The following is a 24,526-nucleotide window of genomic DNA, read 5'->3' on the forward strand; positions in this document are numbered from 1 at the left end:
TACAGTGTGTTGCGACCGCCCGGAAGGGCCGTCGTACAGTGTGTTGCGACCGCCCGGAAGGGCCGTCGTACAGTATGCTGCGATCGCCCGGAAGGGCCGTCGTACTGGGCGACCGGTTTCTTAATTGCCGACCAGATTGCGCAACACGTGGCCGTGGACGTCGGTCAGTCGGCGATCGATTCCGTTGTGGCGTACGGTCAGCTTGGTGTGATCGATGCCCAGTAAATGCAACATGGTGGCGTTGATGTCGTAAACGGTGGTCGCGTGATCGGGGCTTTCCGGGCGGAACCCCCACTCGTCGCTGTGGCCGTACGTCCCCGGACGGACACCGCCGCCACACATCCAATTGGTGAACACGAACGGGTTGTGGTCACGGCCTTCGGTTCCCTGGGAACACGGCATTCGGCCGAACTCGGTCGTCCACAAAATCAACGTGTCCTCCAACATCCCACGCTGTGCGAGGTCTTTGATCAACGCCGCCGCTCCGCGTGACATCCCCAACGCGAGCGGTCCGTGATCGCGGGGGACGTTTTCGTGGCTGTCCCAATTGCGACGAGGAAATCCGTTGTCGTTGCCGCTCCAAATCTGGATGAAACGGACACCGCGTTCGAGCAACCGACGGGCGACCAAACACTTCCGCCCAAAGAACTCCGCTTCGGCCTTGGCGTTGATTTCCGAATCATCGACGTGTGAGCCTTCATCGACCAATCCATACAAGTCACGGATGTGTTGCGGTTCGCTGGACAGATCGAGCGCGTCGGTGGCCGAGAGTTGCATCGCGGCGGCCAGTTCGTAGGAGCGAACGCGGGCATCGAGTCGATCATCGCTGGGCCGCTGCCGTGCGTAGGCCTGATTGATTTGTTTCAGTGCATCCAACCCGGCGCGATCGCTGTCGGGGGTGATGAAGTTGCTTTGGGGTGGAAACAGATCGGTGATGGGGGTCGCGCCGCTGGGCCGAATCACCGTGCCTTGATGGCTTGCCGACAGGAACGCGTTGCCCCAATTTTTGGCGCCGTTGGACGCGAACCCACGATGATCGGGCAGCACGACGAAGGTCGGCAGGTTCTCGTTTTCGCTGCCCAGTCCGTACGAAACCCACGACCCTGCGCTGGGGAATCCGGGCAGGTTAAATCCCGTCGTTTGCAGCAGCGTACCCTGGCTGTGGACGCCGGTTTTTCCCACCAGATTGTGGATGAAGGCGATCTCGTCGACGACATCACCCAGCGGGGCGACGATCTCGCTGAGCTGCTTGCCGCTGTGCCCGTACGGTTTGAATTTCCAGGGACTGGCAAAACAATCGCCGGGCTGGCTTTGGAACAGTTCCACCTTTTCGCCGGGATCCCAGGGCTGTCCGTCGCGTTTTTCCAGAAGCGGTTTGTAATCAAACGTGTCGACATGACTGGCCGCCCCGGCCATGAACAGCTGCACGACCCGCTTCGCTTTCGGCCGATGGTGCAGCACGACGTCGGACGCGGCATCCTGACGATGCATCATGTCCGCCAGTGCAATTCCTGCGAATCCACCGAGCCCCTGGCGGAGGATGGAGCGTCGATCAGTGGTCTGGCGTTTCATCATGAATCATACGTTAATATGGCTGTGTTCGTTGCAGAGCCATCGCTCATCGTAGCGAGTGCCGGTGGCGAAAGTCCACTGCCAGCGAGTGTTGGTGGCCCGCCTGCCGCTATCCGGCCATGATTCCCAAGATCACAAGGGCGATGACGCCGACCATCAGAGCGACGGCGATCATTTTCAATAGCGACTTGGGGGACGTTCCGACCATCAGACGTTTATCCTGGCCGCAAATCACCACACGGTACAGGTTCTCCTTGTAACGATACGCCAGAACGTAGGCGGGCAAGGACAAGCGACGCGTGACGAGTCGACGGAGGACGATCGCGACGTGGACGTTGCGGAACCGGGTTCCGGGGATGAAGTGGTTTTGCGCCCGCTCGGCGGCCATCCGATGGATCGCTGCGGAGACTTCTTGGCGGGCCTGGGAACGTTGGACATCGAACTGTTCGAGTGTCGCATCGCGGACGGCGCCTTCGGGCGCGGCACGTTTGGTCGCCAAGTTCATCCCCGGGCTGATCGCGGCGGCTTCGCGAACGCTCAGACCTCGGGAGGCCGAGACAAGGATGTCGTCAAAATGGATTTCGTTCTGACCGGAGTGCGGCGCCCAGTCCGATCGCCCGCTGCCCTCATTGGAATCCGCCGCCCAACTGACGAAGGCATCGGCATCGAAGACCCAAGCGACCCACCAGAGCGGTTTCAGTTGCGTCAATTGAGCCGAGGCGGAGAGGTCCGATGGGCGGAACCAGCCGCGTGAATCGAGCCACCCCCGCAGTGCCGCACGGGCCTCGTCGGGCGTGACCGTGAACGGCAAGTAGTGTTCGGTCTGTTCCATCGGATCGTCGATCGATTCGACTTTGACCACATCGCCACAAAAGGAGCAGCTTGGCGCCTGATGTTTCGGATCATAGGCGATCGCCGCGCCACAACCGGTGCACCGCAGGATCTGAACGGCAAGCTTTTTCGGTACATCGGCTTGCGCGTCCAGGGCTGCTTGACCGCATATCGCGCAGCGTAGATCACCGGTTTCAAGCGGCGATTCGCAACGGCCGCACGTTCGCTCTGCAACACTTGACTCACTCATCCTTGGGCCGCCATGATCGCTATGAAGACGATGCCGATCAACAACAATACGCCGATGACGGCAAGGGTGACTTTGGCTGCCGAAACCGGCACTTTGCCTCCGACACGTCCCGTTTGACCGTTGACCAAGATTTGGATCGGCGGTCGGTCTTCGGCATATCGCACCGCATAGGTCCAGATCGGCAATAGTACCAGATCGATCACCTCGTGCGAGAGATCGGTTTGGTATTCCAGGTTGCTGTGGGAGTCGCCGGGCATGAATCCTTTGAGCATGCCACCCACTTTCTCGATCGTCTCGTCGTGTGCCAAGCGAAAACACTCGTCTTGGCCGCGCGACGGTTCCTCGGCGAGCCAACCGGAGATGAAGGAATCGGCGTACCGCCGCAGGGCGCGCAGGTCGAACGGTTCGACGGCCTCTAACGCTGCGTTGGTGACACCCTGCGATGCGCTGACGACCACGTCGACGACGTAACAGCAATGGTTTCCGCTCAACGGACGCCACTCGGTTTTCGTCACCGTCCGCGTTCGTCGGACCGTTTTGCCCTTGGAATCGGTCGTCGTGTAGGTTTCGGTTTCGGTGTAGTTTTCCCCGATGCTGGCCGAGTACTGGGTGTTGGCCACCGCGGCGTACAGGTAGGCCGGAAGATAGACGCCCCGTGTCAGTTCCGGAACCGCGGCCTTGAAATCCGAACGCGCAAAAATATGGCTGCCGGAGATCCAGTTCTTCACCGCATTGGTCGCGTGTTCGTGATCGATGACAAATCCGACCAGGAACGTTGGTGAGGGACGATTAGCCGACGGCGGACGGCTGACGATCGACGGCGAAGCGCAATACGGACAGAGCGTCGAACGCATGTGCGATTGGACCACCAATTTCGCACCACACGACTGGCACGCAATCTCCAGTTGATCGGACGTCGGTTTGGCAAAGTCGGTTGCCATGAATCTCCTGCACACCGTGACGGAAAAGCGTTAGTGTAGCAGGCTCGATCGACGCGATTGCGGGGCGGTTTATTTTTGAACGGCACGTTACCGATGCGGTGTCGCGGGATTCGACAGGAACCTCTCGGCAAGAGGAGGGAGCGAAGCGAGGGGAGGGTGACCTCGAAACGCCCTACCGGCTCTTCTCATCGGCCAAAAAACGAAACAACTCCGCTCCCAGCCGCTCAACCACCTCTCGGTTCGTCTCGGCCAGATCATTCGACTCGGTCGGATCGCTGTCCAGGTCATATAGCTGCCACGGCGTGCCGAACGGCTTGCCCGAAGGTTTCTCGCGTCCGCCGGAACCGTCGCTGAACACCAACTTCCACTTCCCGTCGCGGATCGCGAAGGTGCCGTTGGCGCTATGGTTGACGACAGGGGCGCGACGAAACTGGTCCGTCTTGTCGTGCAGCAGTGGCACGAGGCTGAAACTGTCCGGTGCCGCCTGGTCGGCCGGCGGCAACTTGGTCCCCGCCAACTCTGCCGCGGTCGCAAACAGGTCGACATGACAGATTGGTTGATCGCAACGTGAACCGGCTTCGATCGTGCCGGTCCAACGGGCAAAGAACGGGACGCGGTGACCACCTTCCCAGATGTCCGCCTTCGTCCCTCGCCAGGGTCCGTTGGCCTTGTGGTTGCCTTCGTAGTAGGCCTGGATCGATTCGTCGCTGACATGATCCACCTGGCCGGCGTCACTCTGCCGTCGCATGAACGATCCGTTGTCGCTGGTGTAAATCACCAACGTGTTTTCAGCGAGTCCCGCTTCATCGATCGCCGTCATCACTTGCCCGACCGTCCAATCGACTTGCGTGACGAAATCACCATACGGGCCAAGCTTCGTCTTTCCGGCAAACCGCCCATGCGGCAAAACCGGTTTGTGGGGCGCGGTCAGCGGGAAATACAAAAAGAACGGTTCGTCTTGGGCGGCACGCGAGCGGATGTGTTCGGAAGCCTTGGCGGTCAGTTGGTCCAAGCAATCGACGATCGAAAAGTCCGAGCCGAGTTCCCCTTTTCTGAGAAACGCCGGGAACGATCGGGCCGGCTGCACGCGGTCGGGTTTGCCGGTGATCTGGTGGCCGTCGATGTAAACGTAGGGCGGAAAATCGAGCGAGGCGGGGATGACCAACGACCGGGTGAACCCGGCGTCGACCGGCGAATAACTGAGCGGTTGCGTCCAGTCCCATTGTCCGCGTTCGTCCTTCTGGAAGCCGAGTCCAAGATGCCACTTGCCGATCACCGCGGTGTGGTAGCCGTGCTGTTTCAGATGCGACGCGACGGTCGGCCGATCGGTTTCGATCAAGGGTGTTCCATAGCCATTGAGCACGCCGCGTTTCAACTTGCTTCGCCAACAATAACGTCCCGTCAGGGTCGCGTAACGAGTCGGAGTGCACACGGCCGACGGCGAATGGGCGTCGGTAAACGTCATGCCCTCGGTCGCCAATCGATCCAAGTTCGGTGTGGGGATCTGAGACGCGGGATTCAGGGCTTGGACATCGCCATACCCCATGTCATCGGCAAGGATAAAGACGATGTTGGGGCAAGTGGCCGATTCGGCATGTGCGACAGGAATAAATACGGCTTGTGTCAACAGGCCGACAACGGGAATCAACGCGAATGCAGCGAGTGCGTGTAGTAATTGATGCGGGGATACCCGGCGGCTACTGGTCTGCGTGGAGGCGAGGAATTGAATCATGTTGAATCCCATTCTCTTGAATGCGGGCATTGTCTGTCTCTTTCACTGCGCTTTCGTGCCGCGCGCTCGTATCGAGGTCACACGCCACCGCGACGAGGCGGTTGATGATGCGCACAAAAAAACCAGAGGATTGCGGTCGGAAAACCGTATGGTGCTCCCCTGGCGGCGAGGAACCGAACTCGGCTCCCGGCGACAGTTTCTTCTTTCTCAACCCCCGAGTCAAATCCCGGCGGCGACTGGGCCGGGTTGCCGCGCCCAACACTTCTGTGCACTGAAGTGGACGTCGTCGAACGGGACACCTGCCAACCTTCGATGCGTCCCACTCTCGTGATCCTGCACATGCTCTCCGGCAAGAACTTCCTCGCGAGGGCCTCTTGGGAATCACATTCCTGTTGTCTGGTTTTGCAGTTTTCGGCTAGCTTGTCATGCCTTGTTGCATCCACCTCGATGCACGAGTCATTCGGACGCTGCGTTTGCGTGCCTGCCCAGGGATCGTCACGACCACATCGATAGGCCTCGTTTTGGATTCGAATTTTGCTTGCAGTCCGGCGATCGTGCCGGCTGATCCGGCGTCGCGGTTCGGATCTCGCGTGGCCCACGGAATGATTGGCCGCTTGTTGCTTTGCCTTCTCGTGGCACTTGCCCCGTGCTGGGGCGTGCGCGCCTCGGCATGCCCTTTTTGTTCGGCGCTTGCTCCAACGATCAGCGATGACTTGGATGCATCGACAGCGGCAGTGATCGCTCGCTGCGAATCCATTTCCGAAGTATCGGTCGGTTTTCGCATGTATCGAATGCGTGTCATCGAAGTTTTCAAGGGCCGCCCAAAACTTGCCGACTCGGTGATCGAGGTGGCGTCCATCAAGGAACTGCCACGGGATGCGACCTTCTGGATTGTCGGCTACGGCGAGGCTCCCACCGAATGGGATTCTCCCGAGCAGGTATCGACCAAAGCGTTATCCTACCTGCGCGGCTTGAGTCGCTTGCCGGAGCGTGGGCCACGGCGATTAGGGTACTTCCTGCGTTTCCTTCAACACGGGGACGAACTTGTCGCGGCCGACGCCTACAACGAGTTTGCCGAGGCCACGTTGGAGGACATCGCAGCGGTCGCCGATCAACTGGATCGAGAATGGGTGATCAGCCAGCTCCGTGATGCGTCGGTTCCGGTGCATCGTCGCCGTCTGTGCTGGACGTTCTTGAGTCAATGCGGGACGGCGGCGGATGCCAGCCTGTTTGACGAGATGCTTCGCAAGCGGGAAGTCGACGCGACGTTTGACCCTGGGATGGACGCCGCGATCGCCTGCTTCATCGCGCTCGCGGGAGAACGGGGGTTAGGTCGCGTCGAGCAAGCTTACTTGGCAAGCTCCGATGCCGAATACTTGGATTCCTTTGCGGCGATCAATGCGATACGCGTTCATGGAACGCAGTTGAAAGTCCTACCGCGCGAGCGTTTGGCGGCAGCGTTGCGGCTGATGCTCTGCCGGCCGACGCTTGCCGATCTGGTGATCCCTGACTTGGCGCGTTGGGGAGACTGGTCGATGATCGACCGCGTTGCCAAGCTGTTCGAGGAGGCAAACGAAGAAGCCCGTTTCGTCAAACCAGCCGCCGTGCTTTACTTGAAGACTTGCCCGCTGCCGGCGGCGGCCGAAGCGCTCGAAAGGCTGCGGGCCATCGATGCCCAAACCGTGCAGGCCGCCGAGGCCTCGATGCGGTTTTATAACGGCCCGACAACGGTACCGGTCCCTCCACCAAGTGATGACGATGCCTCTTCAGGGCTGCAAGCCCCCTGAGACCCGACCGCTTGGGTGGCCGTGCGTTTCCAGGATCCTCGCATCATGTCGCAACGCAACGCATGCGTTGCATTGACCCTCGATCTGATCGATTGGATTCGCGCGTATGAAGTGCACATCATCGAGCAGTTGGGGATCGAGTACCGTCGGGGGACGCTGATCCGGTGGAACAACGGCAAACGTCCGTTCGCGCCGGCCGAGAGATTTGCGCCAGCTTGGCGTGAGTTGTCATTTCACGTCGCCGCTAACTTTTGGCGCTTATTCCAGGCCGAAGCGAGTTTGAACGCCACCGAAGTCGTTGCGGAATGCACGGTCAGGACGAAATTGCCGATTGGGTAACACAGGCCGGTTGCAAGCTTGGGTGCACAATCATAGTATATGCACATTGTGTGCATGTAAACGGTGTCTGAGTCTGCAGCTGCGTTCCTTCTGCCTGGAGTTTTGGAGTGATGAGTACCTTCCGTTTTGGCCGCTGGTCCCGTTCGCGAAGTCATGCCAAGGGTCGAGGGTTGCGGCCAGCGACGCGTCGCAGAGCCTCCCGACTGGAGCAGCTGGAGCGGCGTCAATTGTTGGCGGCAGAGCTCGAAAACCTCTTGACCACCCAACACGTCGACCTGAATCTCCAGCACGAATCGGGCCAGTGGCAGTTGGGCGTGGAAGCGGACGAAACGGGCGGAAAAGTTCACTACACCAACGATCAGGCGCTGCTGTACGCCGGATCGCCCGCGCGGGTCGTCATGCCAGAAGGCGCTCCGCTGGATTTTGTCGGGGTTGACCCCGGTGAGAACTTTTACCTGTTGCCACAATCGCAGGCGCAGAACGCCGAAGCGCTGTTTCTTGGAGTGGCGGGGTATGGTTTGGATGACACCGTTGATCGGTATGACGCTTCAGCAGAGTCGAAAGGCCGAACCGGCGCTCAACAAGTTCGATGGGCCAAGGCAGCCTTGGCCGACGTCAGGCATGTGAATCCCGACGGCTCGGCGGGGTCGGGGGAATTCTCGATGTGGCAGTCGGGAGTCTTCGGCCAGACGGTGGTGTTCATGTCCTCGTTTGACGACGGCGTCGCCAACGCAAACGCGTTGGGGCTGGACACGACCGACGGCATCTCCGCAGACGACGCCGTTTGGATCTCGACGGGAAGCCACGCGCATTACAATTTCGGCTTCACGCAGCCGGGGCGCTATGAAGTCGACCTGCGATTGTCCGCCTACTTCGGCGATGATAATTCGACGACTCCCAACAGTGCGGGTTTTAGTCAAAGCGATCCGATCACCGTCTATTTCTCCGTCGAGAGCGTCGGACAGGTGCAGTTCGATGCGTCCAGCTACAGCGTCGACGAGGATGCCGGCACGGCGTCGATCGATGTGGTTCGCACCGGCGGCAGCGATGGGCGGATCAGTGTCAACTACGCCACCGGCGACGCGACGGCGGTGGCCGATAGCGACTACACGCCGATGTCCGGTGAGATCGTGTTAGCCGATGGCCAGACGCGGAAAACGATCGAGATCCCGATCCTGGATGACGCGACCGCCGAGGGCGACGAATCGTTCCACGTCGGTTTGATGACGCCGCTGCCGGCGGGCATCGACACGTACCTCAGGCAATCCGAAGACGACGCGAACGGGTTGCTGGGTGATGTCGTTTCCACGACCGTGACGATCCGGGCCAACGACGGTTCGTTCGGTGTCACCGGCATCCAGGAATCCTACCTGCCCGGCGAGGTCCTGCAGGCCAGGATCGCCGGGGTGACACTTGAGGAGGGGCAGGAGGTTCAGTGGCGGATCCGTCCGGCCGGGACCGACTTCTCGGGGACCGTGCTGAGCCGATTTGTCCCGGAGACCAACACCCCGGACGCCCGAGCCGGACTTCTGGACATGCAGCTGGACGCGTCTTTCGACGGGTACGAGTTGGTCGCTGCGGTCATGCAGGACTTCCAAGCGATCGCCACGACCAAGTGGGCGGGTCCGATCACGGTGTCCAACGCGGTCGAGCCGCTGTCGATCACCTACAACGGGCCGACTCCGTTCCGCATCGGTGAGACGGCGTCACTGGTCGCCACCGGTCGGGAGTTGGTCGAAGGGGAAAGCCTGAAGGTTGTCATCAACGCCTCGCTCGACCACTACGCCCTGTGGAGGTCGGCGCGCGGTTACGACCAGATCGATGCGCGCACGTTTGCCTTTGAACCACCCAGCAATAACCTCTACCCGCTGGCGTTGCAGGTGATCCGGGACGGTCTGGTTGTGGCTCAATCCGAGAGTTTTGAAGTCGACGCTGAACGAGTGGAGTTCTTCTTTGAAGGCATGCAGCCTGTCTACCGGGCGGGCCAGACGTTCAGTGCGATGATCACGGTCGATCCAGACCTGGGCGACAAGGTGACGTATTCGTGGGCGATGTACGACGACGACCAGAACCCGATGAAAGTCGCGCAAGGAGAAGCAGGCCGAACGTTCGAGATGCCGCTCACGGCCGACTTGGACGGGCAGCGGATGTACATCCAGGCCAGGGTGGCCTATGAAAGTGGCAACACGGCGCTCGTCGGCGGAGCCTATCCCTACCTGACGGTGATCGACAACGCGTCGGATCAGCTCTTTTTATTCAGCTCGCTGCCGGATCATTACCACCAGGGTTCCCCGGTGGACCTGCAACTGTTCGCCGATCCCGGATTGGGTGAGGGGGATTCGATCGCCTGGCAGTGGCGTTGGCCCGGCATGGACTGGGAGACGATGCCCGGGGCCGAAGGGTTGAACCATCAGCTGACCGCGGAGCAGGCGATGGATGGGCTTGAAGTGCGGGCCACATTAACGTTCGCGAATTCCAATTTTGATCCGATGGCCGCCGGTCCGGTCACGATCGAGATCGATGACCACGGCAGCGCTCCGTTGCAGCAGCCGACGGTCACCGGTGAGCTGTCGGTGATCGGCGACAATTTGGTCACGCTGACCCGCCAACTGCCGACCGATGTCGGCACGATTCTGACCAGCCACCTTTGGGAGCGCAAGGGCGCGGGTGAATCGACGTTTTCTCCGGTGGCGGGCCAGAGCGGCAGCACGCTGACGTTCGCGGCGACGATGGCCGATGACGGTGCGGAGTATCGCGTCTCCATCCTGAAGCCCGACGGAACGGTCGCCTACGGTCCGTCCCCCGCCGTGGTCCTCGATGTCACAACGGGTCCGCACCCGGCGGCGGTGGTGCCGTTCGCGTTGCCCGCAACCCTTTCGACCGCTCCGGCCGGACCGACCGGCGCGGCACTGGCGGATCTTGACGGTGACGGTGACGAGGACTTGCTCGTGCCGTCCTTCGGTTCGGTGGCGTGGCTGCCGTTGGATGCCGGAACGTTCGGTGCGTCGATCACCGTCGCGGCGGTTGGTGCGGATGAAGCCGTCGCGGGAGATCTGGATGGCGATGGTGACCTGGATGTGATCGTGGCCGAAACCGGTGTCGGGCTGGCTTGGTACCCCAACGACGGATCAGGTACATTCGGCAGCCGACACGTGATCGTAGATCTTCCCGGAGTGTCCCCGGGGACGCTGGGCGTGTCATTGGCCGATCTGGACGGAGACGGCGACCTGGATGCCGTGGCTAACAATCGGGAGCCGGGCGAGGTCACTTGGTATGCCAACGACGGTTCCGGTAACTTCGCCATGGCAGCAGCGCTGCCGTTTGACGTCCCTTACACGTTCGGCTTGGCTTTCGCGGACCTCGATGGAGACGGCGACCAAGACGTGGCGGCGGCCAATTTCCCACTCAACCAAATCCTCTGGGCTGCCAATGACGGCGACGGCAACTTTGGATTGACTCTAACGGTGACGTCGGAGCTGACCGGTCCGTTCAGCGTGATCGCTGTCGATTTGGATGGGGATTCCGACCTCGATCTGGTGTCGGCCTCGTATGACGACAAGGTCGCAGTGTACGAGAACGATGGCAGTGGCAACTTCGGCCCGCAACAGATCCTGACCACCGCCGTGCTGACTCCTTACCGCTTGACCGCCGAAGATTTGAACGGCGACGGCGGCGTCGATGTGATCGTTGGTAGCGGCGCCAACGGTGATGTCGTCTGGTTGCCGGGCAACGGGGCTGGGGAATTTGAAGCGGCGCGGACGATTGTTTCGACCGGCGGAACCGCCGTGATGGCCACGCCCGTGGTCGATCTGGATGGGGACGGAGACAAGGATGTGCTGGCCGCTGCGTACGCCACCGCAGTGATGAGCATCGAGAACCGGACCGGCGAATCGGCGACGGCCGTCTTCGCACCGGCGGCGGGGACCTATCGGACCGGTCAGTACGTGAACGTCGGCGTGTATTTCGGGTCGCCGGTCACGGTGACCGGATCGCCCTTCATTCCGGGCACGGTGGGCGGCAGCGCCGTTGAATTTGCCTACGTCGGCGGATCCGGCACCAACACGCTGACGTTCCGCTATGTCGTCCCCGCCGGCGCAGCCGACAGCGATGGGATCGAACTCGGAACATCGATCGATCCCAACGGCGGGACCCTTGTCGACGTCGTCGGCGAGGTGATCACCGGAAACGATTTGAATGTTCCGGCGACGGACCTGTCGGGCGTTCTGATCGACGGAGTCGCTCCGCTGGTGACGTCGATCACTCGCATCGACACCAACCCGACCGTCGCGCGTTCGGTCAGCTTCCGCGTTGAATTCGATCAGTCCGTCAGCGGTGTGGACACGACCGACTTTGACGTCACCGCCGACGGAGTGGCCGGCGCGAGCGTCACCGCAGTCGAGGGCAGCGGCACGACTTACGTGGTCACAGTCGGGACCGGCTTCGGATCGGGGACGATTCGTTTGGATGTCTTGTTACATGCAACCGTCACCAACGTTGGCGGAAATTCGCTCGGTTCCGGATTCACGGGCGGTCAGGTGTACACGCTCAATCGCCGACCGGAGCGAACGCTGTCAACCTTCTACACCGCGGGGCATGCCGATCTAGGCGTGAACTTTGTCGACGGTGGGTGGAAATTGAGTATCCACGCGGATGACCCCGAGGGCGATTACGCGACCGATGAAATCCTGACGATCGCCGGACCGAGTTCGGCGGAAACGGTCCCGAGTGGTTCGCAGTGGGATTTCCTGGGGTCAACCGACGGCACCGTGTTCGTCTTGCCCGCCTCGCCAACCGCGGATCTGCCCTTCCTAGGATTGGGTGCCGAAGAAACCACTCCTGGGACGTTTGCCGCGTACCTGGTCGACGACCCGCGTGTGGGCACGACCAGTCGTTGGATCAAACTCGATTTGATGGATGTCCGCGGTCCGGCTGGGGGCGAGTTTTCGATGTACTCGATCGGCAGCGAAGGCCCGCGCGTGTGGATGGCGTCGGCCGACGGGCTTGATGCGTTGGATTCGTATTGGCTGCGCGAGGGCAGCCACGATCACACCAACATGGCGTTCACCGAAGCTGGCTTCTACGAAATCGACGTGGTCGCGTCGGGCTTTCTGGACGCCAACGGAAACGGCACGCTGGACCCGGGCATGGATCCCTACACCGAAAGCGGCGTGACGACGTTGTACTTCCAAGTCAACGAATCGGGCGAGCCGACGCCGGTGACGCTGCCCGCCGAGGTTGAATCGATCGACGTTCAACTTGTGCCCGTGGCACTTCCTTCCGACGCTAGCCTCGCCGATCTGCCAGCCGGCATCGACTCGATTCCCGTCGGCGAGAGCTACTTCGTCGAAGTCTGGGTTCAAGACCGAAGCGGTCAGATCGGTGGCATCGCGGGCGGCCGCATCGACATTCAGTACACCACAGATTTGCTGGATGCGTTGCAGCTGACCAACGAGAGTTTTGATGTTCTGCAATCTGGCGAGATCGACGATGCGGCGGGTCTGATCGACGACTTTGGTGGCGGAACTCTGATCCAACAACAAGCACTCGCGCCGCAGTGGGCTCGCCTCGGCTATGTCGAGGTCGTCGCCACCAGTGCCGGGGATGCCGAGTACCGATTGCTGCCCGGCAGCCTGCAGTTCGCTACGTTCGGAGGCGGAAACGTCGGATTCGACGACGTGGATTTAAGTGACATCGCAACCGTCACCCACACCGAATCCTTGCAACTGGATTTCGCGGTCGTACGAGAACCATCGGCGACGCGCGGCGATGGCAGCACCGCTCGGGTTCCCGACTCGGTGTCGTATGTGCACGAATGGGAACCGTTCTACGTGGAAGTCTATCTGTCCAACGTCACGGAGATGGCTGGAGTAGAAACGATTGCATTCGATCTGAGCTACGACACATCGATCACAACCGCGATGAAGTTTAAACCGGGCCCGTCGTTCGAGTTTTCCAACGGTTTGCCGCTGTTGGACGACATCGCGGGTATGATTTCCAACATCCAGTTGATCGCGACGGACCCGGGGCTCGGGACGGAACCGGTGCTTGTCGGGCATGTGCTATTCAGTCCCACCGATTCGGACGACGTCGCGGTCGATGAAGCGGGCACGCAGATTCTTGGCCCCCAAGGGATCGGGTTGGCGGCATCGGCGGTTGCCGACGTCGCAGGTCAGGAAGTGAACGTGGTGGCGGGTGCAGCACCGCCAACGGCCATGTGGGCGGTGCCCTACGATGTCGACGACAGTGACAGCATCGACTTTGCGGACTTCGCCGTTTTTGCCGCAGCCTTCGGCCAAACCGTTGGAGATGCAGAACCACCGTTCGCACGCTGGGCTGACTTTGATGGCAGCGGACTGGTCGATTATGACGACCTGGCTTACTTCGACGCCAACCAGGGTTTGACCGTTGACGGCTTTGAAAGGTTGATGTTCAGCTCGGCGTACCCAACGCCTGAGTTCGATCTGCCACTGCCGTCACCGCCGCCGGAACTGACTCAAGCGACACTGGAAACGTTCTCCAGCTTCGGCCCCTTCAGCAACGGGAACGATGCCTACGACGTCGACAACAGCGGCGAGACGTCGCCCCGGGACGCTTTGCTGGTCATCAACGCTTTGGCGTCACAGACGAACGCACGTCCCTTTTTCTTGGACGTCAATGGCGATGGCCAGACGTCGCCGATGGACGCGTTGTGGGTGATCAACCGATTGAGCCGGCTTCAGTCCGAACGAGCCTCCGCAACGGACGAGGCGTTGAGCACGTTGGGCGTTTCGGCGATGTCTCTGACGTCCGAGTCTCTGATGTCCGAGGACAGCGAGGACGACGAGTTGATCGAACTGATCGCCGCCGATCAGCAACTTTTTTAGGCGACTAGCCGCCTCCGCGTCAACGTTCTACCCGACTCATGACCACCACAACCAAACTGCCCGTCACCGTACTTTCGGGATTCCTTGGAGCTGGCAAGACCACGCTGCTCAATCACGTGTAAGGGATTCTTTTGGTTGGCGAGTCGCCTGGACAAGATCGGCGCTTGGTCCCAGGCCGGACGCGTCGCCCGGCTCGATTTCGGCGGGTTCTGGTGGGCAGCGATTCCGAAATCGCATTGGCCGAAGGTTGGAAAGCCGCACAACCTGCTCAGTCGATTCATCGCGCGCAACCGCCATTGCCGGGATTCCCTCATCGGACCCATCCTTTCTAGGGAAATCGGAAATCTGCGATCTGCTGACTTAGGTTTGCAGTATCGAAATCCGCTCCGATGTAGGGGGCGGAGCGTCACCGGGGGCCCGAATCCGACGAGCCGTCCTGCGAAACGAGACGCCGCTTTTGCCTGTCAAACCACCCATCCGTGTCTTCGACTTCTATCCGCTCGAAGATCGCATCCTGCTCAGCGCCGACGCTCCGGACACGATCGATGCCGGGGCGAACGCTGATGCAGCGTACCTTGATGCGCTGATCGAATTGATCGCCACCGAAGGTCAGCCGCAGGGAGACGGGCATGCCTTCGAGGGGTTGCCCACCGCAGCGCCGGAGAATGGATATTCCGACTCGTCGGTTCAAGACGAACTGGCCTCCGACGCTGCAAGCCCGTCACCGCTCGATCCGGCTCGCCCGATCGAAGTCGTCTTCGTGGATGCCGGAGTCGAAGATGCGGAAACGCTGATCGATGGATTGCGAGCCGACGCCGACGATGCGACGCAATGGCTGGTCATCGAACTGGCCGGCGACGAGGACGGGATCGACCAGATCAGCCGCTCCCTGGCCGGTCTTTCCGGTGTCGACGCGGTACATCTGGTCAGCCACGGAGACGGCCAGGGACTTCGGCTCGGCAATGCGCGACTGGATTTGGACACGGCAACCGGCTATGCCCAGAAAATCGCATCCTGGGCGGGCGTTCTCGATGCGGATGCGGATTTGCTGATCTACGGATGTGATTTGGCCAGCACGGACGATGGTCGTGAACTGATCGACACACTCGCTGCTTTGTGTGATTGCGACGTCGCGGCCAGCGAGGACGCAACCGGGCACCAGACTCTCGGTGGCGACTGGGATTTTGAGTACCAAGTGGGAACCATTCAGACGGAGGTGGCGTTTTCCTTGGCCGCCCGATCCGCGTGGGAAGGGACGCTTGCGACCTACACCGTCACCAACACCAACGATTCCGGTGCCGGTTCGCTGCGACAGGCGATCCTCGACGCCAACGCCAACGCGGGGCTGGATACGATCGATTTCAACATCACCGGCACGGGCGTTCATGTCATCAGCCTAAACTCGGGACTTTCGATCACCGACGCAGTGACACTCGACGGCTTGAGCGAACCCGATTACGCGGGGACTCCAGTCGTGCGGATTGACGGCAATGCTTCCGGCTTTAGCGGTATCAGCGTCGCTGCGGGCGGAGCAGGTAGTACGATTCAGGGATTGATGATCACCGGATTCACCCTCGATGGGATCCATATCGCTTCCGGAGCGAACAACGTCACGATCGCCGACAACTGGATCGGAACTTCCGGGACGGGATCGACGGGCATTGGAAACGGCGACGACGGGATTGATATCGCCGGATCAAATGCGCAAATCCTTCGCAACGTGATCACAAACAATGGCGACGAAGGGATCACAATTGTTGGAACTGGAGTCACCGGGCATGTCATCCAAGGCAACTACGTCGGGCTTGATCCCGACGGTGCGACCGGTGGCGGAAACACGGACGTTGGAATTGCAATCATTTCGGGGACGGGAAACACGATCGGAGGCACAACATCGGCCCAGCGAAATGTGATTTCGATGAACTGGGAAGGTATCGAGATCAACACGTCCGACAACATCGTGCAAGGAAACTTCATCGGCACCGACGAATCCGGTGCTCTTGATCGCGGCAACCGCATTGGGGATGGAATCGAAATCAATTCGGGCACGAATAATCTGGTCGGCGGCTCAGTGTCCGGAGCAGGAAACGTGATTTCGGCGAATGCAGATTCCGGAGTCGTCATCAAGTCGGGCGCTTCAAACACGACAATCACGGGGAACTTCATCGGAACTGACGCGTACGGGCTGAACGACCTCGGTAACACCAACGACGGCATCGTCATTATCGACAGTGCAAACAATACGATTGGTGGGGTGTCTCCCTTCCAACGGAACGTCATCTCCGGAAATGGATTGGGAATTCGTATTGGCGGAGCAGCTTCGACGGGAAACGTCATTCTCAACAACTACATCGGCACGGATGTCGACGGAAATGCGACGCTGGGCAACGATTTTGACGGCATCTTTATCAGTCGATTTGCAGGGGCGGCTACTGGCAATCCCACAAACAATGTAATTTGGGGGAGCAGTGCTGGAGATGGAAACCTGATCGCAGGCAATCTCCGTGACGGAATTCGTTTGTACGCTGACGCGGGAATCATCGGCAATTCGATTCTCTCAAACGTCATCCACTCCAACGCAGGGCTCGGCATTGATCTTGGTGGCGATGGGGTGACAGCTAACGACTCTGGTGATAGCGATGCCGGTGCGAATAACCTCCAAAATTATCCGATTCTGACATCGGCGCAGATGGTCTCCGCGACCGACGTGAATATCATCGGAACGCTCAATGGAATTGCTAACAGTTACTACCGGATCGAGTTCTTTGCTGACGCGACCGGCAATGGCAGCGGATACGGTGAGGGACAGCGTTTTCTAGGCTATGTCAATGTCACGACCGATGGATCAGGGAACGCGGCGATCAACGCAACATTCTCGGCGCCAGTTGTTGAAGGTGAGTTCATTAGCGCTACCGCGACAAAGAGCAACATCAGTTTCGATTCGTTTAGCGATACATCCGAATTTGCCCAGAACGTCACGGTCACCAACACCGCCCCGGTCGCAACCGATGATGCCTACTCTACCACCGTCAACACGACGTTGGACGTCGGACCGACAACAACCAATCTGGCCAACTGGTGGCAATTCGACGAAGGCAGCGGACAGAACACGGTCGATTCGGGATCGATGGGCAACGATGCGACCCTGGGCGCAACCGCCGCCGTCGATTCCGATGATCCGACTTGGAGCACCGGCTATGTCGGTTCGGGTGCACTGACGTTTGACGGATCGACTGACTATGTCGCGACTACGAGTACGGTGGCACAGTCGGCCAGCAGTTTCACCCTGTCCGCGTGGTTCCAAACGACGACGACGACCGGTCAACAGCACATCCTTTGGCAGGGCTACAGCAGCGGCAACGGTTACGGATCGGGGCCGGGAACGCCCGCCGAGGCAGAGATGGGGCTGACGATCGGGACCTACAACCAGTCCAGCAAGATCGTCTTCTTCTTGGGCTATGACGTTCCCGCCAACGGCGCCGACCCGATCTACATCGTCTCCAATTCGGACTTCACCGACACCACAAACTTCCATCACGCCGCCGTGACGGTGACCGATTTGGGAGGCGGCGTGTTCAGCGCCTCGCTGTACGTCGACGGCGTGCTGGAAGGCACCGACACCGGCGTTCAGAACGACCGCTCGGCGTGGGGCAACCTGCAGATCGGCAAGCCCGGCGCGGCGACACGCTACTTCAGCGGCCAGATCGACGATGTTCGTGTTTACGACACCGCGCTTTCGGCCGGGCAAGTTCAAGCCATCGCTCAATCCGGGGTTCTGCAAAATGATTCGGACCCAGACAGTCGGCCGATCAAGGTCAACACGGCCGTCGTCGCGGGGCCGAGCAACGGCACGCTCAGCATCAACGCCGACGGGTCGTTCTCCTACACACCCAACCTGAACTTCAACGGCGTCGACTCGTTCACCTATCAAACCAACGACGGCAGCCTGGATTCCAATGTCGCCACCGTCACCATCACGGTCAACGACGACCCGGTGATCGCCACGTCCGGCGGTGCGACGGCATTCACCGAAAACACGACTCCGACGTTGATCGACACCGGTTTCACGGCAACGGATCCGTATTCCACCGATTTCGATACCGGCACCCTGACAGTTTCGTTCTCCGCCGGAAGCACCGCGAATGATCAATTAACGGTCGTCGACGGAGGATCGGTGACGGTCGTCGGAAATACGGTCCGCCACGGCGGGGTCGATGTCGGTACGTGGAGCGGCGGGTCCGCGGGATCCGATCTGGTGATCACCTTTAATGCCAACAGTACCCCGGCGATCGTTCAAGCCATCGGACGACAAATCGCTTACTTCAATGCGTCGGACAACCCTTCTACCGCGTCACGCACCGTCGACTTTGTCTTGACCGATGGCGACAGCGGAACCAGCAACACCGCACAGAAAACGATCAACGTCGCAGCCGCCAACGATGCCCCCGAGATCGCCGATTGGTACCACAGCGACTGGGGATATCGAAAAGAAATCTTGGTCGGCGCGGGGCAGGTTTCCGCCGACCTTGTAGGCTTCCCTCTGCTGGTTCATCTGAATTCCGATGCGGATCTGGCGTCCTTTGCCCAGGCCGATGCGGACGACATCTTGTTCACCGCCGGTGACGGAACCACTCAGTTGGCCCACGAAGTCGAATTGTTCACCTCGGCAACTGGAGAGCTGTTCGCGTGGGTGAAAACCGACCTGTCGGCAGCGCAAGACACGCGTCTGTACCTGTACTACGGCAACGCTGGGGCCACCAACCAGCAAGACGTCGTCAACGTCTGGGACAGCGGTTTCCAGGGCGTCTGGCACCTGAACGATTCACCTGACGGAACTGCAGGGGAAATCAACGACAGCACCGCCAACAACAATGACGGGACGACCGAAGGAACGATGGACGCCGCGGACTTGGTCACCACCAAGATCGGCAGCGGGCTGGATTTCGATGAAGTGGACGACCTGATCCGAATCAACGACAGTGCCAGCTTAGATAGCACGGCGTCAACGGCGACGATCGAAGTGTGGGTCAATTGGGACAACGTCGCCGACGGCGATCACCAAATCCTGATGACATCCAGCAACCGATTTACCACGGGGGCGAAAGACGGATACGAATGGGCGTCCAACGGGAGTGGCAATCACTTCTACTATCCCGAAGGCGGCACCGATCCGAACTATGTTCTGGGGCCGAGTCCCTATACCAATGGTGTTTGGCACCACGTCGCCCTGACGCAGGACTTTGCCACGAAAGAGGTTGAGATCTACGTCGACGGCGTGGCGATGTCATTCAGTTCGGACACGCTGGCGACGACCTGGACGACACTCGCCGACCCGGCCGACTGGTTGTGGGGCGGCAACCCCGATCGAGCAACGCGGTACTTCGATGGGATGATGGATGAAATCCGCGTGTCCAATCTGGTCCGTTCACAGGATTGGATACAAGCGTCCTTCGCCAGCCAAGATAACCCTAGTGCGTTCTTCTCTCTCGGATCGGCGGAAACGGAAAATCTGACGCTGACCGATATCAACGAAGACGACTTGAATCCGGTCGGTGACACCGTTGCGTCCATCGTCGCGTCGGCCGGTGGGGACCGAATCACCGATGCCGACAGCGGTGCGGTCGAAGGGGTTGCGGTGATCGGTGTGGACGACACGAACGGGACCTGGCAATATGACGTGGGAAGCGGCTGGACCAATTTCGGAGCGGTCAGCAACGCGAGCGCGGTCCTGTTGGACGGTACCGCAAAGATCCGATTCGTCCCCGATGCGGATTATTCCGGACCATCGGGAGACATCACCTTCCGGGCCTGGGACACGACCGACGGAAACCCCAGCGGAACCACCGCGGTCGATGTGTCCACCAATGGAGGCTCGACGGCGTACGGCGGCGCGACCGATTCGGCGAGTTTGAACGTGCTGGCGGTCAACGACTCACCAGTCGAAGCGTCGATCGAAGGCACAACGCTGGCCTACACCGAAAACGGTGGCGCCGTCGCGATCACGTCGACGTTGGCCCTCAGCGACAGTGACGACACGAATCTGGAATCGGCCGTCGTTCAGATCACCGGCAACTACGCAAACGGCCAGGATGTGCTGACCTTTGTCGACCAGAACGGAATCAGCGGCGTTTGGAATGCGGGTAGCGGGACGCTGACCTTGACCGGAACGGCGACCGTCGCCCAGTACCAAGCGGCACTGCGGAGCATCACCTACACCAACACCAGCGACAACCCGTCCACCGCGACACGCACCGTTTCGTTTACCGTCAACGATGGTGACGTGAATTCCAACACGCAAACCCGCGACATCTCGATCGCCGCGACCAACGACGATCCCAGTGGCGCGGGACTGCCCAGTGACATCACGGTGACCGAAGACGTCAGCAGCAACGTCGACTTGTCGGCACTGAACCTGAGTGACGTTGACGCCAACGGTGGCAACCTGACGGTGACGCTTTCGACGTCGACTGGTGGTAACCTGTCGGCCAGTTCCGGCGGCGGTGTCACCGTGGGCGGATCTGGCGGCGGCACGTTGACTTTGACCGGAACGCTGTCCGACTTGAACACGTTCCTGGATACCCCGGCCAACATCCAGTACCTGCACGGCACGCCGCACACCTTCGGCAACGATGCCGACACGATCCAAGTGGTCGTCAACGACGGCGGCAACACCGGATCCGGCGGCGGAACCGATCAAACCATCGGCACCGTCAACGTCGACATCACGGGTGTGAACGACGAACAAGTGCTGGCGACCAACACGGGCGACACGGTTGCCGAAGGATCGACCGGCAACACCGTGACCACGGCGATGCTGGAAACCACCGACGTCGACAACACCGATTCACAGCTGGTCTACACCGTCGATGCGGTCCCGACCAACGGCACGCTCTATCGCAACGGCGTGGCATTGAGCGTCAGCAACACGTTCACCCAAGCTGACATCGACGCCGGACTGATCACCTACGACCACGACGGCAGCGAAACATCCAGCGATTCATTCGACTTCACCGTCGACGACGGCACCGGAACGACGACCAGCAGCACCTTCAACTGGACTGTGACGGCTGCGAACGACGCCCCGGTGGAAGCGTCGATTGAGGGAACAACGCTGGCCTACACCGAAAACGGTGGCGCGGTCGCGATCACGTCGACGTTGGCACTGTCCGACAGCGATGACACGAATCTTGAATCCGCCGTCGTCCAGATCACCGGGAATTACGCCAATGGCCAGGATGTGCTGACCTTTGTCGACCAGAACGGAATCAGCGGCGTTTGGAATGCGGGTAGCGGGACGCTGGCCTTGACCGGAACGGCGACCGTCGCCCAGTACCAAGCGGCACTGCGGAGCATCACCTACACCAACACCAGCGACAACCCGTCCACCGCGACACGCACCGTTTCGTTTACCGTCAACGATGGTGACGTGAATTCCAACACGCAAACCCGCGACATCTCGATCGCCGCGACCAACGACGATCCCACCGGCACCGGGCTACCCAGTGACATCACGGTGACCGAAGACGTCAGCAGCAACGTCGACTTGTCGGCATTGAACCTGAGCGACGTCGACGCCAACAGCGGCAACCTGACCGTCACGCTGTCGACGTCGACCGGAGGCAATCTGTCGGCTAGCACCGGCGGTGGCGTCACCGTGGGTGGCTCTGGCACGGGCACGTTGACGTTGATCGGGACGCTGGCCGATTTGAACACGTTCCTGGACACCCCGGCCAACGTCCAGTACCTGCACGGCACCCCACACACCTTCGGCAACGACGCCGACACCATCCAGGTCGTCGTCAACGATGGCGGCAATACGGGTTCCGGCGGCGGAACGGATCAAACGATCGGCACCGTCAACGTCGACATCACCGCGGTCAACGACGAACAGGTGGTGTCGACCAACACCGGCGTCACGGTCGCCGAAGGATCGACCGGCAACGTTTTGTTCAATACGATGCTGGAGACCACGGACGTTGACAATTCTGTGGCCCAATTGGTCTACACCGTCGATGCATTGCCGATCAACGGAACCCTGTACCGCAATGCCGTCGCCTTGAACGTCAGCGACACGTTTACGCAGGCCGATATCGACGCCGGGTTGATCACCTACGACCACGACGGTTCGTCGACGGTCAGCGATTCGTTCGACTTTACCGTCGATGACGGCGCCGGAACGACGACCAGCAGCACCTTCAACTGGACGATCTCGGGCATCAATGACGCACCGATCGCATCGTCGGTCGAAGGCGGTACGCTGGCCTACACCGAAAACGACGGCGCGGTGGCGATCACTGCGTCGATCGCGCTGTCGGATGTCGACGACACAAACCTGGAATCGGCGGTCGTTCAAGTCTCGGGGAACTACGATTCCGCCGAGGATCTATTGTCGTTTACCGATCAAAACGGGATCGTCGGCAGTTGGGATTCGGGGACGGGCCGGTTGACGTTGACCGGGACCGCCACGGTCGCCCAGTATGAAGCGGCCCTGCGAAGCATCACCTACACCAACACCAGCGACAATCCCTCCACCGCGACGCGAACGGTCTCGTTCACCGTCAATGACGGGGATGTGAACTCCAACACGCAGACCCGCGACATTTCGATCGCCGCGACCAACGACGATCCCACGGGAACGGGTCTGCCCGGCGACATCACGGTGACCGAAGACGTCACCAGTCACGTCGACCTGTCGGCGCTGAACCTGAGTGACGTCGATGCGAACACCGGCAACCTGACGGTCACCTTATCGACATCGACGGGCGGCAACCTGACCGCCAGTTCCGGTGGCGGAATCACCGTCGGCGGATCAGGTACCGGCACGTTGACCCTGATGGGGTCGCTGGCCGATTTGAACACGTTCCTGGACACTTCGGCCAACGTCCAGTACCTGCACGGCACTCTGAACACTTTCGGCAACGACGCCGACACGATCCAAGTGGTCGTCAACGACGGTGGCAACACCGGATCGGGCGGCGGAACCGATCAGACCATCGGAACGGTCAACGTCGATATCACAGCGGTGAACGAGGCGCCCACGGCGACGGGCGAAAGCTTTACGGTCAACCCGGGTGATTCGCTTTCCGTGACCGCCCCCGGCGTGATCTTCAATGACACCGATGTCGATGGAGACACCTTGGCCGTCGTCCTGGTCACCGGACCCACCAACGGTTCGTTCTCTTTGGAGCCGGGCGGCGGCTTTACCTACACGCCCAACCCAGGTTTCTTCGGTCAGGATTCGTTCTTCTATCGCGTGACCGATGGATCACTGTCCAGCAACGTCGCCGAAGCGGTGATTGAAGTGCCGCTCTTTTCTTTCGCCGGCGGATCGTTCGAGCTGGCCTCCGTCGAAGCTCCCGTTGCAGACCAATCACCCAGTTCTGAACCGGCCATCGAGTCGGAACCGGACTTGGAATCGGAACTCGAATCAGAAGAGTCTTCCCAGGAGACCGAATCGAATTCGACAGGCGATGCAGCGGGCGTGTCGTCCGTCACCGCACCTGCCGCCACCCCCAAATCTCAGGTCACCATTGAGTCGGGCGAAAAAACCGGCGAGGGCGGCCGGGGGCAGGAGGCTCCGTCGCTGGACGTTGCCGAAGCCTCGCAGCAGCAACGCTTGGCTGCCTATGCGACAGCCGATGACGCGGCCAACTATGTCCTTTCCGACTCGCCGGAACTCAAGCAACTGGAACGATTGCTTCAACAGGACATGCAGCAAGCGATCGTTTGGACCCAGTGGGACGACTCCCAAACCGAAGAAGAACACACTCCGATGACGGTGTTTGTCGGTGCGGCCGGTGCAGGGATGAGTGTCTTTTCGGTCGGCTATGTGTTCTGGGCACTACGCGGCGGGGCGTTGATGACGGTGTTCGCATCCAGCTTGCCGGCATGGCGATTTATCGACCCGATCGCCATGCTTTCGGCCTATCGGAGTTCGCAGTTGACGCCTGACGAAGGGCTTGAAGCGATGATCGGACGCGGCGGCGAATCACGCGGCCGATAGCCGGCGGCGAAGGGTGCTGCACCCGACCCCACCGGAGTGATCGTTGTGACAGGAATAACCCGTGACGTCGGTTGACCTTCGTGATTGATCCTACCTGACATCTGTACAAAGACTATCGCGCCGCATCCTACCTTTGGAAATCAGATAGCGGCAGCCATAGGGGACAGCCATCGGGCAGCAGTGGCATCCACCTGCGTCCCCAATCGTC

General features: G+C 60.4%; 8 protein-coding genes and 1 pseudogene. 5 read left to right on the forward strand and 4 right to left on the reverse strand.

Translation table 11 applies throughout. The features are described from left to right. Nucleotides 1–120: 120 nt before the first annotated feature. The 4 genes from Mal15_RS02045 to Mal15_RS02060 all read right to left on the reverse strand — a co-directional run bounded on the left by Mal15_RS02045 (nt 121) and on the right by Mal15_RS02060 (nt 5,356). Nucleotides 121–1,575 (reverse strand): DUF1501 domain-containing protein, encoded by a 1,455-nt coding sequence (locus Mal15_RS02045; RefSeq protein WP_147866223.1) that lies wholly within the window; start codon nt 1,573–1,575, stop codon nt 121–123. Nucleotides 1,576–1,681: 106 nt separating this feature from the next. Next, complete coding sequence (locus tag Mal15_RS02050; protein ID WP_147866224.1) at nt 1,682–2,653, reverse strand: hypothetical protein; 972 nt, start codon at nt 2,651–2,653, stop codon at nt 1,682–1,684. Next, nucleotides 2,650–3,594 carry a hypothetical protein gene (locus Mal15_RS02055; RefSeq protein WP_147866225.1) on the reverse strand — a complete coding sequence of 315 codons (945 nt, stop codon included), beginning with the start codon at nt 3,592–3,594 and terminating at the stop codon, nt 2,650–2,652. The genes Mal15_RS02050 and Mal15_RS02055 overlap by 4 nt, the downstream gene beginning before the upstream one ends. 172 nt (nt 3,595–3,766) lie before the next feature. Further along, nucleotides 3,767–5,356: a sulfatase family protein gene (locus Mal15_RS02060; protein ID WP_233903233.1), complete on the reverse strand. Its 1,590-nt coding sequence runs from the start codon at nt 5,354–5,356 to the stop codon at nt 3,767–3,769. 683 nt (nt 5,357–6,039) lie between these two features. Between Mal15_RS02060 and Mal15_RS02065 the strand changes: the two genes are divergently transcribed. The 5 genes and pseudogenes from Mal15_RS02065 to Mal15_RS02090 all read left to right on the forward strand — a co-directional run bounded on the left by Mal15_RS02065 (nt 6,040) and on the right by Mal15_RS02090 (nt 24,318). After that, nucleotides 6,040–7,113, forward strand: coding sequence for a hypothetical protein (locus tag Mal15_RS02065; RefSeq protein ID WP_147866226.1), 1,074 nt, complete (start codon nt 6,040–6,042; stop codon nt 7,111–7,113). 45 nt (nt 7,114–7,158) lie between these two features. Then, nucleotides 7,159–7,452 carry a hypothetical protein gene (locus Mal15_RS02070; protein WP_147866227.1) on the forward strand — a complete coding sequence of 98 codons (294 nt, stop codon included), beginning with the start codon at nt 7,159–7,161 and terminating at the stop codon, nt 7,450–7,452. A gap of 110 nt (nt 7,453–7,562) precedes the next feature. Continuing rightward, entirely contained in the window at nt 7,563–14,315 is a 6,753-nt protein-coding gene (locus Mal15_RS02075) for a choice-of-anchor M domain-containing protein (RefSeq protein ID WP_147866228.1), read from the forward strand. 38 nt (nt 14,316–14,353) lie between these two features. Continuing rightward, nucleotides 14,354–14,434: pseudogene (locus Mal15_RS35045) on the forward strand (GTP-binding protein); the annotation flags it as partial. Nucleotides 14,435–14,772: 338 nt separating this feature from the next. Continuing rightward, on the forward strand, nt 14,773–24,318 hold the full coding sequence (locus tag Mal15_RS02090) for a DUF2341 domain-containing protein (RefSeq protein WP_147866230.1): 9,546 nt from the start codon (nt 14,773–14,775) through the stop codon (nt 24,316–24,318). The last annotated feature ends 208 nt before the right edge of the window (nt 24,319–24,526 follow it).

This window comes from Stieleria maiorica, assembly GCF_008035925.1.
In the GTDB taxonomy this organism is placed as follows: Bacteria; Planctomycetota; Planctomycetia; order Pirellulales; family Pirellulaceae; genus Stieleria; species Stieleria maiorica.

Coding starts and splice junctions, on each gene's coding strand:
- Mal15_RS02055 (WP_147866225.1), bottom strand. CDS start 3,594: ATGGCAACCGACTTTGCCAAACCGACGTCCGATCAACTGGAGATTGCG.
- Mal15_RS02050 (WP_147866224.1), bottom strand. CDS start 2,653: ATGAGTGAGTCAAGTGTTGCAGAGCGAACGTGCGGCCGTTGCGAATCG.
- Mal15_RS02075 (WP_147866228.1), top strand. CDS start 7,563: ATGAGTACCTTCCGTTTTGGCCGCTGGTCCCGTTCGCGAAGTCATGCC.
- Mal15_RS02045 (WP_147866223.1), bottom strand. CDS start 1,575: ATGATGAAACGCCAGACCACTGATCGACGCTCCATCCTCCGCCAGGGG.
- Mal15_RS02070 (WP_147866227.1), top strand. CDS start 7,159: ATGTCGCAACGCAACGCATGCGTTGCATTGACCCTCGATCTGATCGAT.
- Mal15_RS02060 (WP_233903233.1), bottom strand. CDS start 5,356: ATGCCCGCATTCAAGAGAATGGGATTCAACATGATTCAATTCCTCGCC.